Annotated in this window: 19 protein-coding genes; 9 read left to right on the top strand and 10 right to left on the bottom strand. The window is 69.1% G+C overall.

What is annotated here, in order from left to right; genetic code table 11:
• Window positions 1–80: 80 nt before the first annotated feature.
• Both ABT340_RS34745 and ABT340_RS34740 read left to right on the top strand, forming a co-directional pair.
• Window positions 81–275: a ferredoxin gene (locus tag ABT340_RS34745; RefSeq protein WP_352015137.1), complete on the top strand. Its 195-nt coding sequence runs from the start codon at window positions 81–83 to the stop codon at window positions 273–275.
• Between the two features lie 14 nt (window positions 276–289).
• The gene (locus ABT340_RS34740; protein WP_352015136.1) at window positions 290–1375 is read left to right on the top strand and encodes a zinc-binding dehydrogenase; all 1086 of its coding nucleotides are present in this window, start codon (window positions 290–292) and stop codon (window positions 1373–1375) included.
• A 498-nt stretch (window positions 1376–1873) separates the two neighbouring features.
• On the opposite strand, the gene ABT340_RS34735 is transcribed toward ABT340_RS34740, so the two are convergent.
• A complete protein-coding gene (locus ABT340_RS34735; RefSeq protein WP_352015135.1) occupies window positions 1874–2863 on the bottom strand; it encodes an AraC-like ligand-binding domain-containing protein in 990 nt (329 codons plus the stop codon).
• 218 nt (window positions 2864–3081) lie between these two features.
• Between ABT340_RS34735 and ABT340_RS34730 the strand changes: the two genes are divergently transcribed.
• Together ABT340_RS34730 and ABT340_RS34725 are read left to right on the top strand one after the other, a co-directional pair.
• Window positions 3082–3723, top strand: a complete 642-nt coding sequence (locus ABT340_RS34730; protein WP_352015134.1) for a dioxygenase family protein — start codon at window positions 3082–3084, stop codon at window positions 3721–3723.
• A gap of 472 nt (window positions 3724–4195) precedes the next feature.
• Complete coding sequence (locus ABT340_RS34725) at window positions 4196–5254, top strand: NAD(P)H-dependent amine dehydrogenase family protein (RefSeq protein WP_352015133.1); 1059 nt, start codon at window positions 4196–4198, stop codon at window positions 5252–5254.
• Window positions 5255–5291: 37 nt separating this feature from the next.
• On the opposite strand, the gene ABT340_RS34720 is transcribed toward ABT340_RS34725, so the two are convergent.
• The 6 genes from ABT340_RS34720 to ABT340_RS34695 form a co-directional block, all read right to left on the bottom strand.
• Entirely contained in the window at window positions 5292–5798 is a 507-nt protein-coding gene (locus ABT340_RS34720) for a flavin reductase family protein (protein ID WP_352015132.1), read from the bottom strand.
• A 177-nt stretch (window positions 5799–5975) separates the two neighbouring features.
• A complete protein-coding gene (locus tag ABT340_RS34715; protein ID WP_352015131.1) occupies window positions 5976–6530 on the bottom strand; it encodes an NADPH-dependent FMN reductase in 555 nt (184 codons plus the stop codon).
• Window positions 6527–7864, bottom strand: coding sequence for an LLM class flavin-dependent oxidoreductase (locus ABT340_RS34710; RefSeq protein ID WP_352015130.1), 1338 nt, complete (start codon window positions 7862–7864; stop codon window positions 6527–6529). The genes ABT340_RS34715 and ABT340_RS34710 overlap by 4 nt, the downstream gene beginning before the upstream one ends.
• The gene (locus tag ABT340_RS34705) at window positions 7864–8751 is read right to left on the bottom strand and encodes an ABC transporter permease (protein ID WP_352015129.1); all 888 of its coding nucleotides are present in this window, start codon (window positions 8749–8751) and stop codon (window positions 7864–7866) included. Before ABT340_RS34705 ends, ABT340_RS34710 begins: the two co-directional genes overlap by 1 nt.
• Complete coding sequence (locus tag ABT340_RS34700; protein ID WP_352015128.1) at window positions 8744–9553, bottom strand: ABC transporter ATP-binding protein; 810 nt, start codon at window positions 9551–9553, stop codon at window positions 8744–8746. Before ABT340_RS34700 ends, ABT340_RS34705 begins: the two co-directional genes overlap by 8 nt.
• Entirely contained in the window at window positions 9550–10560 is a 1011-nt protein-coding gene (locus ABT340_RS34695) for an ABC transporter substrate-binding protein (protein WP_352015127.1), read from the bottom strand. The genes ABT340_RS34700 and ABT340_RS34695 overlap by 4 nt, the downstream gene beginning before the upstream one ends.
• A 225-nt stretch (window positions 10561–10785) precedes the next feature.
• Between ABT340_RS34695 and ABT340_RS34690 the strand changes: the two genes are divergently transcribed.
• From ABT340_RS34690 to ABT340_RS34670, 5 genes are all read left to right on the top strand, one after another.
• Window positions 10786–11451, top strand: a complete 666-nt coding sequence (locus ABT340_RS34690; RefSeq protein ID WP_352015126.1) for a B3/B4 domain-containing protein — start codon at window positions 10786–10788, stop codon at window positions 11449–11451.
• Window positions 11452–11621: 170 nt separating this feature from the next.
• Window positions 11622–15290, top strand: a complete 3669-nt coding sequence (locus tag ABT340_RS34685; protein ID WP_352015125.1) for a multifunctional oxoglutarate decarboxylase/oxoglutarate dehydrogenase thiamine pyrophosphate-binding subunit/dihydrolipoyllysine-residue succinyltransferase subunit — start codon at window positions 11622–11624, stop codon at window positions 15288–15290.
• Between the two features lie 99 nt (window positions 15291–15389).
• Window positions 15390–15569 carry a DUF6104 family protein gene (locus ABT340_RS34680; protein ID WP_352015124.1) on the top strand — a complete coding sequence of 60 codons (180 nt, stop codon included), beginning with the start codon at window positions 15390–15392 and terminating at the stop codon, window positions 15567–15569.
• Window positions 15570–15635: 66 nt separating this feature from the next.
• The gene (locus tag ABT340_RS34675) at window positions 15636–16433 is read left to right on the top strand and encodes a DUF4097 family beta strand repeat-containing protein (RefSeq protein ID WP_352015123.1); all 798 of its coding nucleotides are present in this window, start codon (window positions 15636–15638) and stop codon (window positions 16431–16433) included.
• Entirely contained in the window at window positions 16430–17140 is a 711-nt protein-coding gene (locus ABT340_RS34670) for a PadR family transcriptional regulator (protein WP_352015122.1), read from the top strand. Before ABT340_RS34675 ends, ABT340_RS34670 begins: the two co-directional genes overlap by 4 nt.
• 86 nt (window positions 17141–17226) lie before the next feature.
• Here ABT340_RS34670 and ABT340_RS34665 read toward each other — a convergent pair whose 3' ends face one another.
• From ABT340_RS34665 to ABT340_RS34655, 3 genes are all read right to left on the bottom strand, one after another.
• Entirely contained in the window at window positions 17227–18189 is a 963-nt protein-coding gene (locus tag ABT340_RS34665; RefSeq protein ID WP_352015121.1) for a zinc-binding dehydrogenase, read from the bottom strand.
• Window positions 18190–18198: 9 nt separating this feature from the next.
• Window positions 18199–19092 (bottom strand): hypothetical protein, encoded by an 894-nt coding sequence (locus ABT340_RS34660; RefSeq protein WP_352015120.1) that lies wholly within the window; start codon window positions 19090–19092, stop codon window positions 18199–18201.
• Window positions 19093–19460: 368 nt separating this feature from the next.
• Complete coding sequence (locus tag ABT340_RS34655) at window positions 19461–19994, bottom strand: SSI family serine proteinase inhibitor (protein WP_352015119.1); 534 nt, start codon at window positions 19992–19994, stop codon at window positions 19461–19463.
• Window positions 19995–20014: the final 20 nt, after the last annotated feature.

Raw genomic sequence — 20014 nt, 5'->3', positions numbered from 1 at the left:
CACACGCGACGTCCGTGCCCTACGGTCTGATCCAGGGGCGGGTTCCCTCATCTGACCTGTCCCCCGCGTAGGAGGTTCACATGAAGGTCAAAGTCGACCACATGGTGTGCGAGGCCAACGCCGTCTGCACCGGACTCGCCCCCGAGGTCTTCGAACTCGACGACGACGACCAGCTCCACGTGCTGCTGCCCGAACCGCCGCCGGAGGCACAGGACCGTGTCCGGCACGCCGTACGGTCCTGCCCGAAGGCCGCCCTCTCCATCGAGGGCAACTAGGAAGGCTTCCCCCCATGCGTGGTGCGTTGCTGCACGCCGTCGGCGACGACCGTCTCGACATCCGGGACGACCTCACCCTCGCCCCCGTCGGGCCCGCCGACGTCCGTGTCAGGATCAGGGCGACCGGCGTCTGCCACTCCGACCTCTCGGTGATCAGCGGAGTGCTGCCCATGCCGCTGCCGGTCGTGCTGGGGCACGAGGGCGCGGGCGTGGTCGTCGAGACCGGGGAGCGCGTGACCTCGGTCTCCCCCGGCGACCACGTGGTCGTCAACTGGACCCCGGCCTGCGACACCTGCTCGAACTGCCTGGCGGGCCAGCCCTTCCTGTGCATGACGTACATGAAGGACGCCTTCGTCAACGCCCGCTTCCGCTACGACGGCGGGACCCCGGCGTACGGCATGGCCGGATGCGGTACCTGGGCGGAGGAGATCGTCGTCCCCTGGCAGGGCGCGGTCAGGATAGATCCCGAGCTGCCCTTCGAGATCGCGGCGCTGATCGGCTGCGGCGTCACGACCGGTGTCGGCGCGGCGCTCAACACCGCCCGCGTCAGGCCCGGCTCGACCGTGGCCGTGGTCGGTTGCGGCGGCGTCGGCCTGTCCGTGGTGCAGGGCGCCCGTGTCTGCGGGGCCACGACGATCCTGGCGATCGACCCCCTGGAGTCCAAGCACGAACTGGCCCTCAAGCTCGGCGCCACCCACGCCGTCACCCCCGACCGGCTCTCCGACGCCGTCCGCACGATCACCGGTGGACGGGGCTTCGACTACGGCTTCGAGGCCGTGGGCGGCTCCGCGACCATCATGACCGCCTGGAAGGCGACCCGCCGCGGCGGCGACGTCATCGTGGTCGGCGCGGGCGCCTCCGACGACCTCGTCCCGTTGAGCGCCTTCAACCTGTTGTTCGAGGGCAAGAACATCCTCAGCTCCCTGTACGGCGGCGCGGACGTCCGCAGGGACTTCCCCTTCCTCGCCGAGCTCCACAAGGCAGGCAAACTCCACCTGGAAGGCCTGATCAGCTCCCGAATCTCCCTGGCCGACCTGAACGAGGCGATAACCGCCCTGAAAACCGGCGAACCCCTCCGCCAGATCATCCTCATGGACTGACTCTCAGCCCGGCCTCCCCCGGCGTCGCCCGTGAAGGGTTTGGTCCTGTGCCTTACCGGTGCCGTGCGTGAGGGGCGTCGGCTTGGGCGCGTCGGTGTCTGGACTGAGGAACGCAGGAGCGCAGCGACGGAGAGACGAGGGAAGACACCGACTCAGGGCGCCCAAGCCCCCGCGACGCCGCCAGGCGGAGCAAAGAAGCAGGGCTTGTGCCTTACCGGCGCCAAGTGTGAAGAGTGTCGGCTTGGGCGCGTCGGTGCTTGGACTGAGGAACGCAGGAGCGCAGCGACGGAGAGACGAGGGAAAGCACCGACTCGAAAGCGCCCAAGCCCGCGACGCCGAAGGCGGCGCAAAAAGGCAGGACACGGCCTGCGTTCACTCTCAAGTGAACGCAGGCCGTGCCGTCGCATCCGCCCCCCACCGGGTGGATGCGGGTTCTCGGGCCACCGGCCGCCCGCCTTGTGGGCGGGGACGCCGGTTCCCGAGTGGTCGTGCCGCCGGTCAGGCGGGCTGTCGCTGTGCCGTACCGTCCTCGACGTCCTCGTCGGCGAGGGCGGCGCGGTAGTCGCTGGGCGCGCAGCCGTAGATCCGCCGGAAGGCCCGGCTGAAGGAGGCGGCGTCGGAGAAGCCCCAGCGCGCCGCGATGGAGCTGACCCGGTCGGCGCGCAGGTGGGCCGTGGACAGTTCCCTGCGGCAGCGGTCCATTCTGCGGGTCCGCACGTGGGCGGCGACGGTCATGCCGGCCGCGTGGAAGATCCGGTGAAGCTGGCGCACCGAGACGTGGTGGGCGTGCGCGATGACGGCGGGCGACAGGTCCGGGCGGTGCAGGTTGCGCTCGATCCAGTCGGTGATGCACTGCAGCAGCTCGGCGCCCGCGCCGGGTACCGGCGATTCGCCGCTGAGCCGCTCGCTCAGGGCGGAGGTCACCATGTTGACGATGGCCTCCCCGAGATACTGGCCGTGTGGCCCGTCGACGGCGTCTCCCTCGGCGGCCAGGGAGGTCAGGAAGGAGACGGTCAGTCTCCCCGGTCCCTGCCTGCTGGCCAGCAGGGTGCCCGCCAGGTCGGCCACGTGGGCCGCGGGCAGCGGGATGGCCGAGCGCGGCACCGTGAGGGCGAGCAGGTGGTGGGCGTCGAGGACGAGTTCCATCGGACGGCTGAGGTCGTAGAAGACCAGGTCTCCGGCGCTCGCCACGACGCGGCGCCCCGCCTGCTCGATGACTCCGGAGCCCCGCAGCAGCAGGCAGAACTTGTAGTTCTCCCTGCCTCCCCTGGTGGTCATGTGCCGGGCGGCACGGCTGACCACGTGCGCGGGGGCGCGTACGTCGCTGACCTGGACGGGGCCGAGGGTACGGCTCGCGATGCGGCCGGCGAACCCCCCGGTGTCCCCGGCCCGCAGCTGTAGCGGGCCGAAGGCGTCCGACACGACATTACGCCAGAACTCGACCTGCTCCCTCGGGGGCAGGCCGGCCGTACTGACGAGTGTGGGCATGACGCTCTCCTCGGCGTTAATGAGGCGATGACCCTAGCTTCACCCCTGGTTTCTACTCGGCGGCAATCCCATTCAGATCCAACATCGCGTTATGCCCGGCACGCCCTGACAACAGACTGGCACTTAGAGTCAACCTTGCAAGTCAGATGAATGGATATACACATCTGGAGCCGTGCGCACCCCCAGCACGGCCACCACCTCGCTGAAGGAGAACCTCGATGTCCGAGATTCCTCTCACCCCAGAAGAGGAAATGGAGTCCGGCCTGAGCCGCAAGCAGTTCGTCGCGGCGGTGGGCCTGGGCGCGATCGCGGCCCCGGTGGTCGCGGGCGCGATCGCGGGCCCCGCCTCCGCGCTTCAGGGGCAGGACCTGCCTCTGGCCTGCACCCCCGGCGGCTCGACCACCATCGCACAGACGGAGGGGCCGTACTTCAAGCCCAACTCCCCGCTGACCGCCAACATCGTCCCGGCGGGAGCGGGCGGCACCAAGCTGACGGTGACCGGCCGTGTTTACAGCCGTTCGTGCAAACCGCTGGCGAATGTGCTGCTGGACTTCTGGCAGGCGGACAACGCCGGCAACTACGACAACTACGGCTTCAGGTTCCGCGGCCACCAGTTCACCGACGCCAACGGCGCCTTCTCCCTGACCACGATCGTCCCGGGCCTCTACCCGGGGCGGACCCGGCACATCCACGTCAAGCTGCAGGCGCCCAACAGGCCGATCCTGACCACGCAGCTCTACTTCCCGGGTGAGCCGCGCAACCAGACCGACACGATCTACGACCGGCGCCTTCTCATGACCGTGCAGTCCGTGCCCGGCGGGCGCGCCGCCTCCTACGAGTTCGTGCTCAACGTCCCCTGACGGACCGCCTGATCTCCTGACGGCCTCCTTGGACCGGCCGGGCCGTCGTTCCGCCTATCCCGTAGCCAGGCGGAGCGGCGGCCCGGCCTCGCCTTCTCCGCCATAACTCCGGCGTTCACCGACCATGACCTCGGACCGTTCCAAAACGGCCTGACAGACCTTTTGTCAAGGCCACTGTCAAGCGTGGCGTTTGTCGCAAATGTCGCAACAGGGATGTTTTGCCGGACATCACATACGCCTTCACAGAACATACTTCTGCCTTCCGGCATGTCTTCCCGGGCGCCCGGTGAGCCATGATGTTCACATCCGCGCCCTCCCGAAGCACGGAGGAAAACGACAGGGTGTCAGACCGTCGCGGATAGTGATCGAGCGTGTGAATTTCTGCTAAAGTTTCTGCACTTACCGGGCGAGGGTAATCAATGCAACTCCTCCCAGTACGGCCCTGCCCAAAGACCCCGGGCTGGAGGCCCCCATGCCCCCACCGCCGCCCCTCCGCGTGGTCCAGTGGGCCACGGGCGCCGTTGGCAGATACTCCCTGCGCAATCTGATCCGCCGTCCCGAATTCGAACTCGCCGGAGTGTTCGTCTACGACCCCGGCAAAGTCGGTCTCGACGCCGGTCCGCTCGTCGGACTGCCGGAGACCGGCGTCCTGTGCACCGACGACGTCGAGCGCATCCTCGCTCTCGACGCCGACTGCGTGCTGCACATGCCGTTGCCCTCGGCCGCCTTCGACGGGGATCCGACACCCGACGTGGAGACGTTCTGCGCCCTGCTCGCCTCGGGCAAGAACGTCGTGACCACGACGGGGTTCGTCTACCCGTGGTGTTACGGCCCGGCGGTCGTCGGGCGGATCGAGGCCGCCTGCGCGACGGGCGGCTCCTCCCTGCACGGCACCGGCATCAACCCGGGCTTCGTGAGCGACATGCTCCCTATCGCGCTGAGCGGCCTGTCCGGCAGGATCGACCACGTCTACGTCCGTGAGTGCTCCGACTTCAAGGGGCATCCGTCCCGCAGGCTCGTGGTCGACCTGTTCGGCTTCACCCGCTCGGCCAAGGACTACGCGACCGCGGTGCGCCCGTTCCGTGCGTACCAGCGCGGCCTGTTCGCCGAGAGTGTCCAGCTCGTGGCGAGCACCCTCGGCGTGGCCCTCGACGAGGTCGACGAGAGCGACGAGTTCGACCTGGCGTCGGAGGAGTTCGAGATCGCCGCGGGCCTGGTCAGGAAGGGCACGGTCTGCGCGTCCCGCTGGACGTTCAGCGGGCTGGTCAGAGGCCGTCCCTTCATGACCGTCGAGTGCGTCTACAAGGCGGACGCCAACAGGGTCGACCGCTGGTCCGCCCCCGGTTTCGTCGTCCACATCGAGGGTGTGCCGCAGATGACGGTCTCCCTCGACGCGATCTCCCACGGCCTGGCCGGAGCCGCGGCCCACGCGGTCAACTCGGTGGCCGCCCTGTGTGCGGCGCCGCCCGGCATCCGCACCCTCCTCGACCTGCCGCCTCCCACCGGGCGGGGCACCGTACGACTGGCCTGACCGGCGGGGACGTCCTTCGGGCGTCCCCGCCGGACGGTCAGGTGTGCGGGGTGAAGCGGCCGAACCTGCCCCGGTGGTAGAGCAGGGGGCGGTCGTCGGAGACGAGGTTGGTCTCGGTGACCAGGCCGACGACGAGGACGTGGTCGCCGATGTCGACGGTCGAGTGGGGGACGCACACCAGCTGGGCGGAGACGCCCCCGAGGATCGGGACCCCCTGGGGACCCGGCCACCACTCGGTCGGGGCGGCGAAGCGGTCGACGCCCTTGCGGGCGAACCTTGAGGCCAGTTCCGCCTGGTCGCTGGCCAGGACGTTCACCGCGAAGTGCTCCGCGAGCCTGAGCGAGGGCCAGGTGGTCGAGGACTGGTCGACGTAGAAGGAGACCAGCGGGGGTGTGAGGCTGACCGAGGAGAACGACGTGGCCGTCAGGCCGACGGGGACCCCCCGCGCCTGCGCGGTGATCACCACGACGCCGGCCGCGTGTACGGCCAGCGCCTGCCGGAAACGGTCGGCGTCCACGGCCCGGCCGGGGAGGGTCTCGGTCACGAGTCCTCCCCCGCGAGTCGTTCCACACCGGAAACGCCGGAGAGGATCTCGGAACCGGTTGCGTCGTTCCGCTCGGTCACTTCTCCTCCTCCAGGGCGTAAACCACGCTTATGATTCGCAACCTATTCATAACGCCTTCTCTTCCCGATCTCATCGGGGACTCCCTCCTTGCCGCGTTCACGCCCGGGTCACCGAGTCCACCGAGTCCTTCGCCGTGAGCACCGCCCTGACCTGAGGGGCGACCCTGTCGGCCCAGGGACCGAGGACCTCGTCCAGGGCGGGGATCTGCGACTCGACCACCGCCAGCCCGGGGGTCGGCACGCTCGCGCCCAGCTCGACCAGGAGAGGACGCAGGTGGACCTCCACGGCCAGGGCGTGCCTGGCGTCGCCCAGCACCAGCAGCGGGAGCGCGACGACCGAGGCGAGCGCGCCCCCGGGAAGACGGTCCAGGAAGACCTTGAGCAGGCCGGTGTAGGTCCCCTTGTAGGTCGGGCTCGCGACCACCAGCACGTCGGCCCGCCGTACCAGGTCGAGGGCCGCCTCCACCTCGGGCGAGGCCTGGGGGGAGAGCAGCCAGGGGGCCAGGACCGACAGGTCGACGACCTCCTCCTCGGCTTCCCGCCCGGACCACTCGTCGCCGAGCCGCCCGGCCACGGCCCGCGCCGCCTGGACGGCCACTGCGTACGTGCGCGACCCGGTCCGCGGGTTGCCCACCACTGTCACGATGCTCATGAGGCCACCGACACCTTCTGCTCGAACTGCTCAAAACTGGACACCGGTCGCGCCAACCCGTAGTTCTGGCGCAGGGTGCGGCCTTCGTACTCGGTTCTGAACAGGCCACGGGCCTGCAGCTCGGGTACGACGTGATCGACGAAGTCCGCCAGGCCGCTCGGCAGGACAGGCGGCATGATGTTGAAGCCGTCCGCCGCGCCGCTGGTGAACCACTCCTGGATCTGGTCGGCGATCAGTTCCGGGGTACCGGCGACCACCCGGTGTCCCCTGCCTCCCGCGAGCCTGCCGATCAGCTGACGCAGGGTCAGCCGCTCACGCCTGGCGAGGTCGGTGACGAGTTTGAACCTGCTCTGCTGACCGTCACTCGGCTCGGGCAGTTCGGGCAGCGGCTCGTCCAGCGGGTGGCCGGACAGGTCGGCGCCGAGCATGGTGGACAGCTGCTGCACGCCGTACTCGGGGATGATCAGGTCCTGGAGCTCCCGTTCCAGCCTGAGTGCCTCCTCCTGGGTCGAGCCGATGATCGGTGAGATGCCGGGCAGGACCAGCAGCTCGCCGGGGCGCCTGCCGTACCGGGCGAGGCGGGACTTGAGGTCGGTGTAGAACGCCTGCCCCTCGGCGAGGGTCTGCTGGGCGGTGAACACGGCCTCGGCGAACCGGGCGGCGAACTCCTTGCCGTCCTCCGAGGAGCCCGCCTGCACCAGCAGGGGATGGCCCTGCGGGGGACGGGAGGTGTTCAGCGGGCCCCTGACCCTGAAGTGGGTCCCGACGTGGTCGAGGGCGTGGATCCTGCCGGTGTCGGCGTAGCGGCCCGCGGCGCGGTCGTTGAGGATCGCCCCGTCCTCCCAGCTGTCCCAGAGTTTGGTGACGACCTCGAGGAACTCCGTGGCGCGGGCGTAGCGGTCGCCGTGGGAGGGGCGTTCGATTCCGAAGTTGTGCGCCTCCGCCTCGGTCGCGGAGGTGACGATGTTCCACCCCGCCCTGCCGCCGCTGATGTGGTCGAGCGAGGCGAACTTGCGCGCCACGTGGAACGGCTCGTTGTAGGTGGTCGAGACGGTCGCGATCAGGCCGACGTGCTCGGTGACCGCGGCCAGCGCGGCCAGCAGCGTGAGCGGTTCGAGGCCGCCGAGGGCGTTGTGCCGGACGTTTCCCCACAGGGCCAGCCCGTCGGCCAGGAAGACCGAGTCGAGCCTGCCCCGTTCTGCGATCCTGGCCAGCTCCTGGTAGTGCCGTACGTCGGCGATCAGGCCGGGGTCGGTTTCCGGGTGCCGCCAGGCCGCCTCGTGGTGCCCGACGCCCATCAGGAACGCGTTGAGATGGAGCCTGCGTTCGGTCATCAGGAGGTCCTCCACGTCGAGAAACGGCGCTCCAGGCGAACGAGGAGCTGGTTGATGAGCAGTCCGAGCACCGAGATGGTGAGGATGCCCGCGTACATCTCGGGCACCCGGAAGTTGAACTGCGCGTAGTTGATCAGGTAGCCGAGGCCGGCCTTGGCGCCGACCATCTCCGCGGCGATCAGCACGAGGATCGAGTAGGCCCCCGCCAGCCTGATGCCGGTGAAGATCGTCGGTACCGCCGCGGGGAGGATCACCTTCTGGAACAGCCGGAACGGCCCGAGTCCCATCGACCTGGCCGACTTGACCAGCAGCGGATCGACCCCGCGCACCGCCGCGATCGTGTTGAGCAGGATCGGCCAGGCGCAGGCGTACAGGATGATCGAGATCTTGGACGTCTCGCCGAGCCCCAGGATCAGCACGAACACCGGGAGCACGGCCAGCGCCGCGGTGTTGCGGAACAGTTCGAGCAGCGGGTTGAGGAACTCGGCGACCGGCCGGTACCAGCCGATCAGCAGGCCGAGCGGGATGGCCACCACGATGGCCAGGGCGCATCCCGCCAGTGACCTGACCAGGCTGGCCTGGGTGTGGTCGAGCAGTTCACCCGAGACGAGCAGGTCCCACCACGCCGTGAGGACCTGCGAGAGCGGCGGCAGGAAGGTGGGGTCGACCACCTCAAGGCGGGGCAGGACCTCCCAGATCACGGCCAGCACGGCGATGGCGGCCGTGCGCCTGCCCACCGCGACGGCGGCGCGCGCCGTACCGCGCAGCAGGCGGGTACCGGCTCCCGGGACGGCGCCCGCCGTACGGGACGCCTCCTGGAGCGCCTCCCTGGCGAGACCCCGCGTGGTGACCTCGGTGGAGACCGTCCTGGTCGAGACGCTAGCCAACGGGGACCACCTCCTCGGCCCTCGTCTCGATCCTGGCGGCCCCGGCGGCCTCCTCGCGCAGCAGCGTCCACACCTCGTGGCGGTAGGCGCCGAAGCGGGCGTCGGCCCGCAGGTCGCCCTCGCGGCTGTCGAACTCGATGTCGAGGATCCGCTTGATCCGGCCGGGGCGGGGGGTCATGACCGCGACCCGCTGGCCGAGGTAGACGGCCTCGTCGATGCCGTGGGTGATGAAGACCACCGTCTTGCCGGTCCGCTGCCAGATCCGTAGCAGCTCCTCCTGGAGCGACTCGCGGGTCTGGGCGTCCAGCGCGGCGAACGGCTCGTCCATCAGCAGCACCTCCGGGTCGAAGGCGAGGCTCCTGGCGATGGCCACCCGCTGGCGCATGCCCCCGGAGAGCTCGTGCGGGTAGCGTTCCTCGAACCCGCGCAGCCCGACCAGCTCCAGGTGCGCCCTGGCCCGTTCGGCGCGCTCCCGCTTCGGTACGGCCTTGGCCTCAAGCCCGAACTCGACGTTCGACAGCGCCGTGCGCCAGGGGAAGAGCGCGTACTGCTGGAAGACGACTCCCCGGTCGAGACCCGGCCCCTCGACCGGGGTCCCGTCGAGGAGGATGCGGCCCCTGCTCGGCACGGCCAGTCCGGCGAGCAGGTCGAGGAGGGTGGACTTGCCGCAGCCGCTCGGCCCGACCAGGGTGAGGAACTCCCCCTCCCGCACGTCCAGGTCGACGTCGTCGAGGGCGGTGAAGGGCCGGTCGGCGCCGCGGACGGCGAACTCCTTGCCGACGCCCTGGATCTGGAGCTTCATCCCTTGCCTCCGAACGGGTTGTAGGCGTTGGTGAAGAGGTCCTCGGTCTTGACCTGGCCGGGCTTGATCTCACCGGCGCGCTGCAGCCAGTCGATCCAGATCTGGAACTCCCTGGGGTCGATCACGCCGCCCTTGCCCGCGACCCCGCTGCTCTTCCAGAGCTTGATGGCGGCGGTGTCCTCGTTGCGGTGCCGTTTGGCGATGATCGCCTCCGCCCTGGCGACGTACTCCTGCCGGGAGTGGGTCTGGGTCCACTCGACGGCCCTGGCGACCGCCTCGACGAACTTCTTCGTGGTGTTGGGGTTGCGGGCGATGAACCTGTCGGTGAGCACGTAGCTACCCGCGGTGAAGGGGCCGAACAGGTCGATGTCCTTGAACAGGGCGCGGATGCCGCCGCGTTGCAGGGCCGTGTCGCGCAGGACGCCGTTCAGCGCGGCCACGTCGATCTGGCCCTGGCGCAGCGCCTGCTCGGTGCTGATCGGAGGCACGACGACCAGCTCGACCTGCTTGATCTCCTCGGGGGTCAGGCCGCCGCGCTTGAGGTACTCCTTGAGCACGGCCTCCAGGTGCGCCCCGAGGGTGTTGACGCCGATCTTCTTGCCGATCAGGTCGCGGGGACCCTTGATCGGCGAGCCGTCGGGGACGAAGTAACCGACGTAGCTGTCGGCGTCACTGCCGTAGTAGCCGACGACCGCCTTGATGGGAGCCTTGGCGGCGGCCAGTTTGATGATGGCGCCGTTGAACGCGCCGCCGAAGTCGGTCTGCCCGGTCGCGGCGGCCTGGATGTCCTGCGGCCCCGAGATCGTGTTGCCGATCCACTTGAGCTTCACAGGGGCGAGGTAGCCGAGGTCCTCGGCGAGCTCGGGGAAGGTCACGGCGCCGACGTTGCCCTGGTAGCGCAGCTCCAGGGTCTCCGGCGCACCGGGTTTGGCCGCGGCCTCCGCGCCGCAGCCCGCGAGGCCGAGAGCGAGCAGCACAAGGAACGGGACGTTTCTGAACTTGATCACGAACGTTTCCTGAGGGATGAAGGAAGGGGGGACGGAGGTCGGTTCGTGATCACGGACACAGAGCACTGAACACGCGACAGAAGTCGACATGTGCACACCGGGTCAGATAGAGGCCCATACCGGAGAAGCTACGCACGACTCCACGCTTAGTCAATATTTCCTACTTGTTTTGCATGAAATCGTAGGTGAGAAGTATGTGACAGGGGACGACCTAGACTGAGGTCCGTGATTGAGGACATCCGGGTCGACCCCGCCGTCAGCGCGCTGCGGCCGGACTTCGCCGTCCTGGCCATGGCCGTGTACGGCCTGCGCAACGGCCCGACCGACGACAGGTCGAGGGCCTGGCTGGCGACGGCGGCCCAGGAGGCCGTCTCCGCGGACGACCCGAAGGTCGAGGCCTGGCGGGAGGCCTACCGGGCATTCGGCGCCAAACCCCAGCGGACCAGGCCGTCCGTCGACGCGTTGGTCAGGCGCATGCCGCTGCCGGAGATCAACCTGGTGGTCGACGCCTACAACACGGTCAGCGTCAGACACGGGCTCCCCATCGGCGGAGAGGACCTCGGCCGTTACGCCGGGGCGGCCAGGCTGGTCAGGGCCGTGGGCGACGAGCCGTTCGAAGTGATCGACAAGGGCGAGACCGTGATCGACACCCCCGAGATCGGCGAGGTGGTCTGGCGCGACGACCTGGGTGTCACCTGCAGGCGGTGGAACTGGCGGCAGTGCGTGCGGACCCGGATCACCGAGGAGACGACCGACGCGCTGTTCCTGCTGGAGCGCCTGGCCCCCATGTCCCTCGACGAACTGCACGCCGCGGGCGAGGAGCTGAAGGCCCTGCTTGAGGCCGTGACGCCGGGCGTCAAGATCGAGTCCAGGCTCGTCGAGCATGAATGACCAGACCGGTACCACCCAGATGGACCCCCCGGGGATGACCGTTTTGAGCTGTCCTGAGAGGATCAGGCGGAGAGCTGCGGTCAGACTGGCGCAGGTCCGGGTCCGGGCGAGTAGCCTTGGACAGGTTCTCTATCATCAACGCCGATCTGCGGAAGAGGGCGATTTCCGCCGTGTCGTCTGAGTCGTCGCGGACAAACCCGCTGGCAGCCTTTGGTCAAAACGAATGGCTGGTCGACGAGCTATATCAGAAGTACCTCCAGGATCCCGAGTCCGTGGACCGTGCCTGGTGGAACTTCTTCGCTGATTACAGCCCTGACTCCGGGGCGGGCAGAGCCGCGCCCCCCGGGACGGCCCAGGCCGCTCCCGTTCCCCCGACCTCCGCTGCGGCGCCGGTGACCCCGGCGGCCACTCCGGCACCCCCCGCGCCGAAGCCAACCTCGGCGCCGGCTGCCCGATCCAAGCAGGAGACCCCGTTGCCCGCCGGTACCGAGGAAGTCAGACTCCGTGGCGCGGCCGCCCGTACGGCCGCCAACATGGAGGCCAGCCTCGAAGTGCCGACGGCGACCAGCGTGCGCGCCGTACCGGCGAAGCTGCTGATCGACAACCGCATCGTGATCAACAACCACCTGTCGCGGGGTCGCGGCGGCAAGGTGTCGTTCACGCACCTGATCGGTTACGCGGTCATCAAGGCCCTCAAGGTCCTGCCGGAGATGAACCACTCCTACACGGAGGTGGACGGCAAGCCGGTGCTGGTCAAGCCCGAGCACGTCAACCTGGGCCTGGCCATCGACGTCGCCAAGAGCGACGGCACCCGCCAGCTCCTGGTGCCCTCGATCAAGGCGTCCGAGTCCATGGACTTCCGCCAGTTCTGGGTCGCCTACGAGGACATCGTGCGCAAGGCCAGGTCCGGCAAGCTGGGCGTGGAGGACTTCGCGGGCACCACGATCTCGCTGACCAACCCGGGCACGATCGGCACCGTCCACTCGGTGCCGCGCCTGATGCCCGGCCAGGGCACGATCATCGGTGTCGGCGCGATGGAGTACCCCGCCGAGTACCAGGGCGCCTCCCCGGAGACGCTCTCCCGCCTGGCGGTGAGCAAGGTCATGACGCTCACCAGCACCTACGACCACCGGATCATCCAGGGCGCCCAGTCGGGTGACTTCCTGCGCCAGATCCACCGGCTGCTCCTCGGCGAGGACGGCTTCTACGACGAGATCTTCGAGGCCCTGCGGATCCCGTACGAGCCGATCCGCTGGGTCCAGGACATCTCGGCCACCCACGACGACGACGTCGCCAAGTCGGCCCGTGTCATAGAGCTGATCCACGCCTTCCGGGTCCGCGGTCACCTGATGGCCGACACCGACCCGCTTGAGTACAAGCAGCGCAAGCACCCCGACCTCGACATCAAGTCGCACGGGCTGACCCTGTGGGACCTGGAGCGCGAGTTCGCCACCGGCGGCTTCGGCGGCCGTCCCCTGATGAAGCTGCGCGAGATCCTCGGCGTGCTGCGTGACTCCTACTGCCGCACCATCGGCGTGGAGTACATGCACATGCAGAACCCCGAGGAGCGCGCCTGGATCCAGGCGCGGGTCGAGCGTCCGCACGCCAAGCCCGACCGCACCGAGCAGCTGCGCATCCTGGAGCGGCTCAACACCGCCGAGGCGTTCGAGACGTTCCTGCAGACGAAGTTCGTCGGCCAGAAGCGCTTCTCGCTGGAGGGCGGCGAGTCCCTGATCCCGCTGCTCGACTCGGTGCTGTCTGCCGCCGCCGAGGAGGACCTCGACGAGGCCGTCATCGGTATGGCCCACCGCGGCCGGCTGAACGTGCTGGCCAACATCGTCGGCAAGTCCTACGGCCAGATCTTCGGCGAGTTCGAGGGCAACATCGACCCGCGCAGCGCCCACGGCTCCGGCGACGTGAAGTACCACCTGGGCGCCAGCGGTGACTTCGTCTCACCCGACGGCTCCAAGCTCAAGGCCTCCGTCGTGGCCAACCCCTCCCACCTGGAGACGGTCGACCCGGTCCTTGAGGGCGTGGTCCGCGCCAAGCAGGACCTGCTCGAACGCGGCGAGGAGGGCTTCAGCGTCCTGCCCGTGCTCGTCCACGGTGACGCGGCCTTCGCGGGTCAGGGCGTGGTCGCGGAGACGCTGAACCTGTCGCAGCTGCGCGGCTACCGCACCGGCGGCACCGTGCACATCGTGGTCAACAACCAGGTCGGCTTCACCACGAGCCCGGCCAGCTCACGTTCCAGCGTGTACGCGACCGACGTGGCCCGGATGATCCAGGCGCCGATCTTCCACGTCAACGGCGACGACCCCGAGGCCGTGGTCCGGGTCGGCAACCTGGCCTTCGAGTACCGCAAGGCGTTCCGCAAGGACGTCGTGATCGACCTGATCTGCTACCGCCGTCGCGGCCACAACGAGACCGACAACCCGGGCTTCACCCAGCCGCTGATGTACGACCTGATCGACGCCAAGCGTTCGACCCGAAAGCTCTACACCGAGGCGCTGATCGGCCGGGGCGACATCACGGTCGAGGAGGCCGAGAGCGCGCTGCGCGACTACCAGGCCAAGCTGGAGAACGCCTTCGCCGAGACCCGCGAGGCGGTCAAGCAGCCGACCGGTGAGTTCGCCCGTCCCGACACCATGGAGACCATCCCGTGGTCCCACGAGGACACCCCGACGGGCATCTCCGAGGAGACGGTCAAGCGGATCATCGACACGCAGCTCAACCTGCCGGAGGGCTTCACCGTCCACCCGCGTCTGCTGCCGGTGCTCCAGCGCCGGGGCCAGATGGTCGCCGAGGACCGCATCGACTGGAGCACGGGTGAGACCCTGGCCTTCGGCTCGCTGCTGATCGACGGCCACCCGGTCCGTCTCGTCGGCCAGGACTCCCGGCGTGGCACCTTCACCCAGCGGCACGCCGTGCTGGTCGACCGCATCACCGGTGCCGAGCACACGCCGCTCAAGACGTTCAACCAGGGCACCACGAAGTTCTACGTCTACGACTCGCTGCTCAGCGAGTACGCCGCGCTCGGCTTCGAGTACGGCTACAGCGTGGAGCGCCCCGAGGCCCTGGTCGCCTGGGAGGCCCAGTTCGGTGACTTCGTCAACGGCGCCCAGTCCGTCATCGACGAGTACATCACCGCGGGCGAGCAGAAGTGGGGTCAGCGTTCCAGCGTCACCCTGCTGCTGCCGCACGGCTACGAGGGTCAGGGTCCCGACCACTCCTCGGCCCGCATCGAGCGCTTCCTGCTGATGTGCGCCCAGGACAACATGACCGTGGCCCAGCCGACGCTGCCGGCCAACTACTTCCACCTGCTGCGCTGGCAGACGATGTCGAACCGGCGCCGTCCGCTGGTGGTGTTCACGCCCAAGTCGCTGCTGCGCCACAAGGCCGCGGTCTCGGCGGTCAGCGAGTTCACCTCGGGGTCGTTCAGGCCCGTGCTCGGCGACACCACGGTCAACCCGGCGCAGGTCCGCAAGGTCGTCCTGTGCTCCGGCAAGATCTACTACGACCTGGCCGCGGCCAGGGAGAAGCAGGGCAGGAACGACGTGGCGATCGTCCGCCTGGAGCGGCTCTACCCGTTCCCGGCGAACCCGCTGCAGGCCGAGCTGGCCCGCTACGGCGACGACGTCGAGGTGGCCTGGGCGCAGGACGAGCCCGCCAACATGGGCCCGTGGCCGTTCCTGACCATGAAGATGGTCGAGCACCCCGACGCGTTCGGTGGTCGCAGGCTCAGGAGGATCTCCCGCAAGGCGAACTCCTCCCCCGCGACCGGCTCGCACTCCGCGCACGAGACGGAGCTGCAGCAGATCCTGGACGAGGTCTTCGGCTAGACCGGGCACGAAGCACACCGAGGAAGTCCCCCACAGGCGATCCTGTGGGGGACTTTCCCCTTTGAGACCTGCCGAGAGACCTGTTGAGAGAGGACGACGATGTACTTCACCGACCGTGGCATCGAGGAGCTCGTCACGCGCCGCGGCGAGGAGGAGGTCAGCCTGACCTGGCTCGCCGAGCGGCTGCGCGAGTTCGTCGACCTGAACCCCGAGTTCGAGACCCCGGTCGAGCGGCTGGCGACCTGGCTGGCCCGGCTGGACGACGAGGACGAGGAGTAAAACACGATATATCTTGACCATTGCCGATAACGCGACATATCGTGTCTCCATAAGGAGGTCACGAACATGCGGCAGTGGACGATCGAGAAACCCGAGCAGCTCACCTTTGACACCGTGCGCAAGCTCAACGTGCGGATAGTGGCGGGGAGGCTGGCGGTGCTGGCCAGCGAGGGGCCGCCCACCCTTGAGGTCACCGACATCGGCACCCCGCCGTTGATCGTCACCCACGACGACGACGGCACGCTCGTCGTCACCTACAAGGATCTGACGTGGGAGGGTGTGCTCGGCTGGCTGCAGCCGGGGCGCAGGGAGGCCACCCTGACCCTGACCGTACCGAAGGACTGCCCGGTCAGCGCGGGAGTGGTCTCCGCCTCGGCCGTCGTCGCCGGTTTCGAGAACCGCACCTCGGTCAAGAGCGTGAACGGCGAGATCGTGCTCGACGGGGTGAGCGGCGAGATCACCGCCGACACCGTCTCCGGAACCGTGGAGAGCCGTGGCCTGGTCGGCGACCTGTCCTTCAAGAGTGTCTCGGGTGAGCTGACCGTGGCCCAGGGCACACCCCGCCGGTTGAGCGCGACCACCGTCTCCGGCCGGATCACCGCCGACCTGGAGCTTCCGCCGACCGGTCATGTGACGCTGAACAGCGTCTCCGGCGAGATCGTGCTCAGGCTTCCGTCCACGGTCGAGACCGACGTCACCATCCGTTCGACCTCGGGCAGGATCAACACCGCCTTCGCCGAGCTGCGCCACACCAGCCAGCCGGGTGCGAAGACGCTGAGCGGCCGCATCGGCGGGGGCATGGCCTCGCTGGCCGCGACCACCCTCTCCGCGGACGTCACCCTGCTGAAGGGAGCACTGGCATGAGCCCGGTCTTCGGCCACGGGCGGCTGCGTCTCTACCTCCTCAAGCTGCTCCAGGAGAGCCCGCGCCACGGTTACGAGGTGATCAGGCTGCTCCAGGACCGCTTCCTCGGCGTCTACTCGCCCTCGCCCGGCACGATCTACCCCCGCCTGGCCCGTCTGGAGGAGGAGGGTCTGGTCACCCACGAGGTGGTGAACGGCAAGAAGGTCTTCACCCTCACCGAGCAGGGTCAGGAGGAGCTGAAGGCCAGGGGCGACGAGCTCGCCGACCTTGAGCAGGAGATCTCCGAGTCGGTCCGTGACATCGCCCGCGAGGTCAAGGAGGACGTGCGCGACACGGTCAGGTCACTGCGCGATGAGCTGACCCAGATGGCGCGCGAGGTGCGCCAGGGGGTCAGGCACGAGGAGCAGCAGGTCAGGCAGGAGCAGCGCGAGTCCTGGCGGGAGCAGAAGGCCGAGTGGCGACGGCAGAAGCATGAGTGGAAGCGCCAGGCCCACGAGTGGAAACACGAGTGGAAGCAGCACTGGGCGGAGAGCTTCACCGGCCACGGCCCCACCGAGGCCGACGACCAGCTCGGGCAGATGCTTGCCGAGTTCGTCCAGGAGGTCCGTCAGGACACGGCGGCGGGACGGGTGACCGAGGAGACACTGGCCACCGCGCAGGACGCGCTCTACGACGCGGCCCGTCGTATCCGCGACGCCCTGCGCTGACCCGCGCGGCCCGACCGGGTACGGCTCAGCCGGGCGGGATTCGGTCCAGCGGTCCTCAGCCCGGCGGGCTTCGGCCTGAGCGGGCTTCAGCCCGGCAGGGTGAAGACGATCTTTCCGAAGACGTCGCCGTCCCGCAGGGCCGCGAACCCCGCGCGGGCCTCGGTCATCGGGAGCACCCGGTCGATCGTCGGCCGGACACCGGTCTGCTCCAGGAGGCGGGCCAGCCTGCCCAACTGGTCACGGGTGCCCATGGTGGAACCGACCACGGAAAGCTGCAGGAAGAAGACCCGGTTGAGGTCGGCGGGCGGTACGGCTCCGCTGGTGGCCCCCGAGACGACGATCCGGCCACCCGGGCGCAGCGCCTTGAGCGAGTGCGCCCAGGTGGCCTGGCCGACGGTCTCCATCACCGCGTCCACCCGCTCCGGCAGCCGGGCGCCGCTGTCGAAGACCTGGTCGGCGCCGAGAGCCAGGGCGTGCAGCCGCTTCTTCTCCGACCGGCTGGTGGCCCAGACCCGGTAGCCACCCGCCCGGCCCAGGACGATCAGTGCGGTCGCGACACCGCCGCCGGCCCCCTGGACCAGCACCGTCGAACCGGGTTCCAGCCCCGCCTTCTCGAACAGCATCCGGTAGGCGGTCAGCCACGCGGTCGGCAGGCAGGCGGCCTCCTCGAAGCTGAGCGCGGCGGGTTTGGGCACCAGGTTCCGCCGGGGTACGGCCACCCGCTCGGCGAAGGTGCCGTCGTGGACCTCGGAGAGCAGCGACCTTCCTGGGTCGAGTGTCTCGTCGGCTCCCTTCCCGATCACCGCGTGCACGATGACCTCGTTGCCGTCCTCGTCGACACCCGCGGCGTCGCAGCCGAGGACGATCGGCAGCCTCTCCTGACGGATTCCCACGCCTTTGAGCGTCCACAGGTCGTGGTGGTTGAGCGCGGCGGCCCGCACCGTGACGACGGTCCAGCCGTCCGGCGTCTCGGGGTCGGGGCGCTGCCCGAGTGTGAGCCCGGCGAGCGGGTCCTCCGGGTCGATCCGGGTGGCGGTTACGGCGAACATGGCCGCACCCTACCGAACCGGTTTGCCCCTGACTCCGGCGATCACCCGCTCCACGATGTCGCGTTCCCCGGAGGCCGCGACGTATATCCCGTTCTTACAGACGCTCTCCGAGACGCCCTGCCCCGCTTCGATCGGGCCGATCCCGGCGGTGTCGCAGCCCGGCATGGGCGCGACCACGACCAGTGGCCCGCCGAATCCGCCGAACCACAGCCGCGGCCCGGCGAGTCCTCCTCTGAAGATCTGCCCGGACTTGCCCAGCCGTACGGGGGAGGAGGCCTTCAGCACGAGGTAGCCGTCCTTCGTCACCTCACCGTGCAGGTTCTTGGCCCAGAGCTGCCGCTGTTCGAAGGTCATCCCGTTCCTCTGGTCGCGCAAGGTGACGTACCAGGGAGTGAAGTCGAACAGCAGGATCTGCCCCTCGGTGGGGCTCGCCGACTGCCAGAGGGTGCTCTGGCCGGCCAGCTCACGGATCATGGGGCCGCCCTGGGCGATCTCGTCGCGCCCTCCCGGGGGAACGGTCAGCTCCCGGTACAGGCTGAAGTAGCCGTCGAGCCAGCCGCCGAGGGCGGGCCGTACACCCAGTTCGGCCAGGCCGAGCTCCGCGGGATAGCCGATCTCGGCCTTCGTGCCGTCGGGGAAGACGACGTCCAGGATCTCCTTGCCACCCTTGCGGCGTGGCTTGGGGTGGAGCACGTTGGTGGGGGCCGACGCGGCCACCGGTGCCGAGACGGCGCCCGAGGTGGTGGCCCCCGTGTCGGGGACGGGCGGGAGCCCGGGATCCCTGCTGGCCAGCAGGCTGACGACCGGGACGACCACGAGCGCGGCCAGCACCGCGATCCCGACCCAGCGCCTGGGGCCCGCGGGCCCCTTGGACTCGATGACGTCGTTCGGATCCCCGGCCACGTTCAGACTGCCTTCACGAAATTACGGCTTTCGTCCATCTTCGGCGGCGTTTGACGCCCACGCCTAGATCATCTCGATCACGAATCGGAACCGATGTGTCACCGCTTCATGACACCGGGAGGTCCGTGATTCCGGCGGCCCATTGTTCCCACGGCTACCGGAGAAGCAGGGGGAACCGGTGTTGCCGGAGTTTCCCATGATGTGATGGACAGGCCTCTCACCTGCGGATCCACCCACCACACGGCCGTGCTGAATCGTTCCACGTCAACCGTCGGGTAAGGCCGTCCCTTTTCTTTTCAGGACAGCGGAACGGCCTTTTCCGAGTCAGGACTTTCCGTACGGGACCCGGCCGTGGAGACCGGACCCGTTCAGGACTTGGAGCGTTCCCCGAAGGAGAAGACCGCACCGGTCGCGGCGTACAGCGAGCAGTCGTTGCCGTAGGTCTTAACGAATCGGACAAACCTTCCATCCCAGGTCCCGGTGGCGGTCACCGTGACCGGGTCGTACCGGGTCGTACAGACCACGCCGGACAGGGGCGTGAGCGCACCCGGGTCCCCCTTGGCCGCGACCAGTGCGCCGCACGCCGCCACCGGATCGGAGTGCGTGCCCCGCGGCGGGTCGCACATGAGCAGGACGTGCCGGAGGACCGGCGTCGGACTCTCGCCACGGGCGAAGGTGAGCAGGAACGTCCTGACCCGGCTCGGCGGCCGGTCCCCGCCCGGCCTGACCGGCCCGGGGACGATCGGCACCACCTCTCCCGGGTACGGCGGGCCGGACCCGACCGGCGCGTTCGCCGCCCGGTCGGACCCATGGGGCGGCGAGGCGGCGGCCGTACCGAACAGGGACCCGGACAAGGGCAGGGCCAGGAACCCGGCAGCTGCCAGGCCGATGAGACGTCGCAAGGATTCCCCCGAATGTCGCG

Source organism: Streptosporangium sp. NPDC000239 (genome assembly GCF_040300765.1).
Taxonomy (GTDB): Bacteria; Actinomycetota; Actinomycetes; order Streptosporangiales; family Streptosporangiaceae; genus Streptosporangium.
Note: the sequence above shows the minus strand (reverse complement) of the source record. Positions and strands in the feature narration are given on the sequence as shown.

Excerpts from the sequence above, each read along its gene's own strand:
- ABT340_RS34735 (WP_352015135.1), bottom strand. The coding sequence starts at position 2,863 with ATGCCCACACTCGTCAGTACGGCCGGCCTGCCCCCGAGGGAGCAGGTC.
- ABT340_RS34730 (WP_352015134.1), top strand. The coding sequence starts at position 3,082 with ATGTCCGAGATTCCTCTCACCCCAGAAGAGGAAATGGAGTCCGGCCTG.
- ABT340_RS34715 (WP_352015131.1), bottom strand. The coding sequence starts at position 6,530 with ATGAGCATCGTGACAGTGGTGGGCAACCCGCGGACCGGGTCGCGCACG.
- ABT340_RS34675 (WP_352015123.1), top strand. The coding sequence starts at position 15,636 with ATGCGGCAGTGGACGATCGAGAAACCCGAGCAGCTCACCTTTGACACC.
- ABT340_RS34725 (WP_352015133.1), top strand. The coding sequence starts at position 4,196 with ATGCCCCCACCGCCGCCCCTCCGCGTGGTCCAGTGGGCCACGGGCGCC.
- ABT340_RS34665 (WP_352015121.1), bottom strand. The coding sequence starts at position 18,189 with ATGTTCGCCGTAACCGCCACCCGGATCGACCCGGAGGACCCGCTCGCC.
- ABT340_RS34680 (WP_352015124.1), top strand. The coding sequence starts at position 15,390 with ATGTACTTCACCGACCGTGGCATCGAGGAGCTCGTCACGCGCCGCGGC.
- ABT340_RS34700 (WP_352015128.1), bottom strand. The coding sequence starts at position 9,553 with ATGAAGCTCCAGATCCAGGGCGTCGGCAAGGAGTTCGCCGTCCGCGGC.
- ABT340_RS34670 (WP_352015122.1), top strand. The coding sequence starts at position 16,430 with ATGAGCCCGGTCTTCGGCCACGGGCGGCTGCGTCTCTACCTCCTCAAG.
- ABT340_RS34740 (WP_352015136.1), top strand. The coding sequence starts at position 290 with ATGCGTGGTGCGTTGCTGCACGCCGTCGGCGACGACCGTCTCGACATC.
- ABT340_RS34710 (WP_352015130.1), bottom strand. The coding sequence starts at position 7,864 with ATGACCGAACGCAGGCTCCATCTCAACGCGTTCCTGATGGGCGTCGGG.
- ABT340_RS34745 (WP_352015137.1), top strand. The coding sequence starts at position 81 with ATGAAGGTCAAAGTCGACCACATGGTGTGCGAGGCCAACGCCGTCTGC.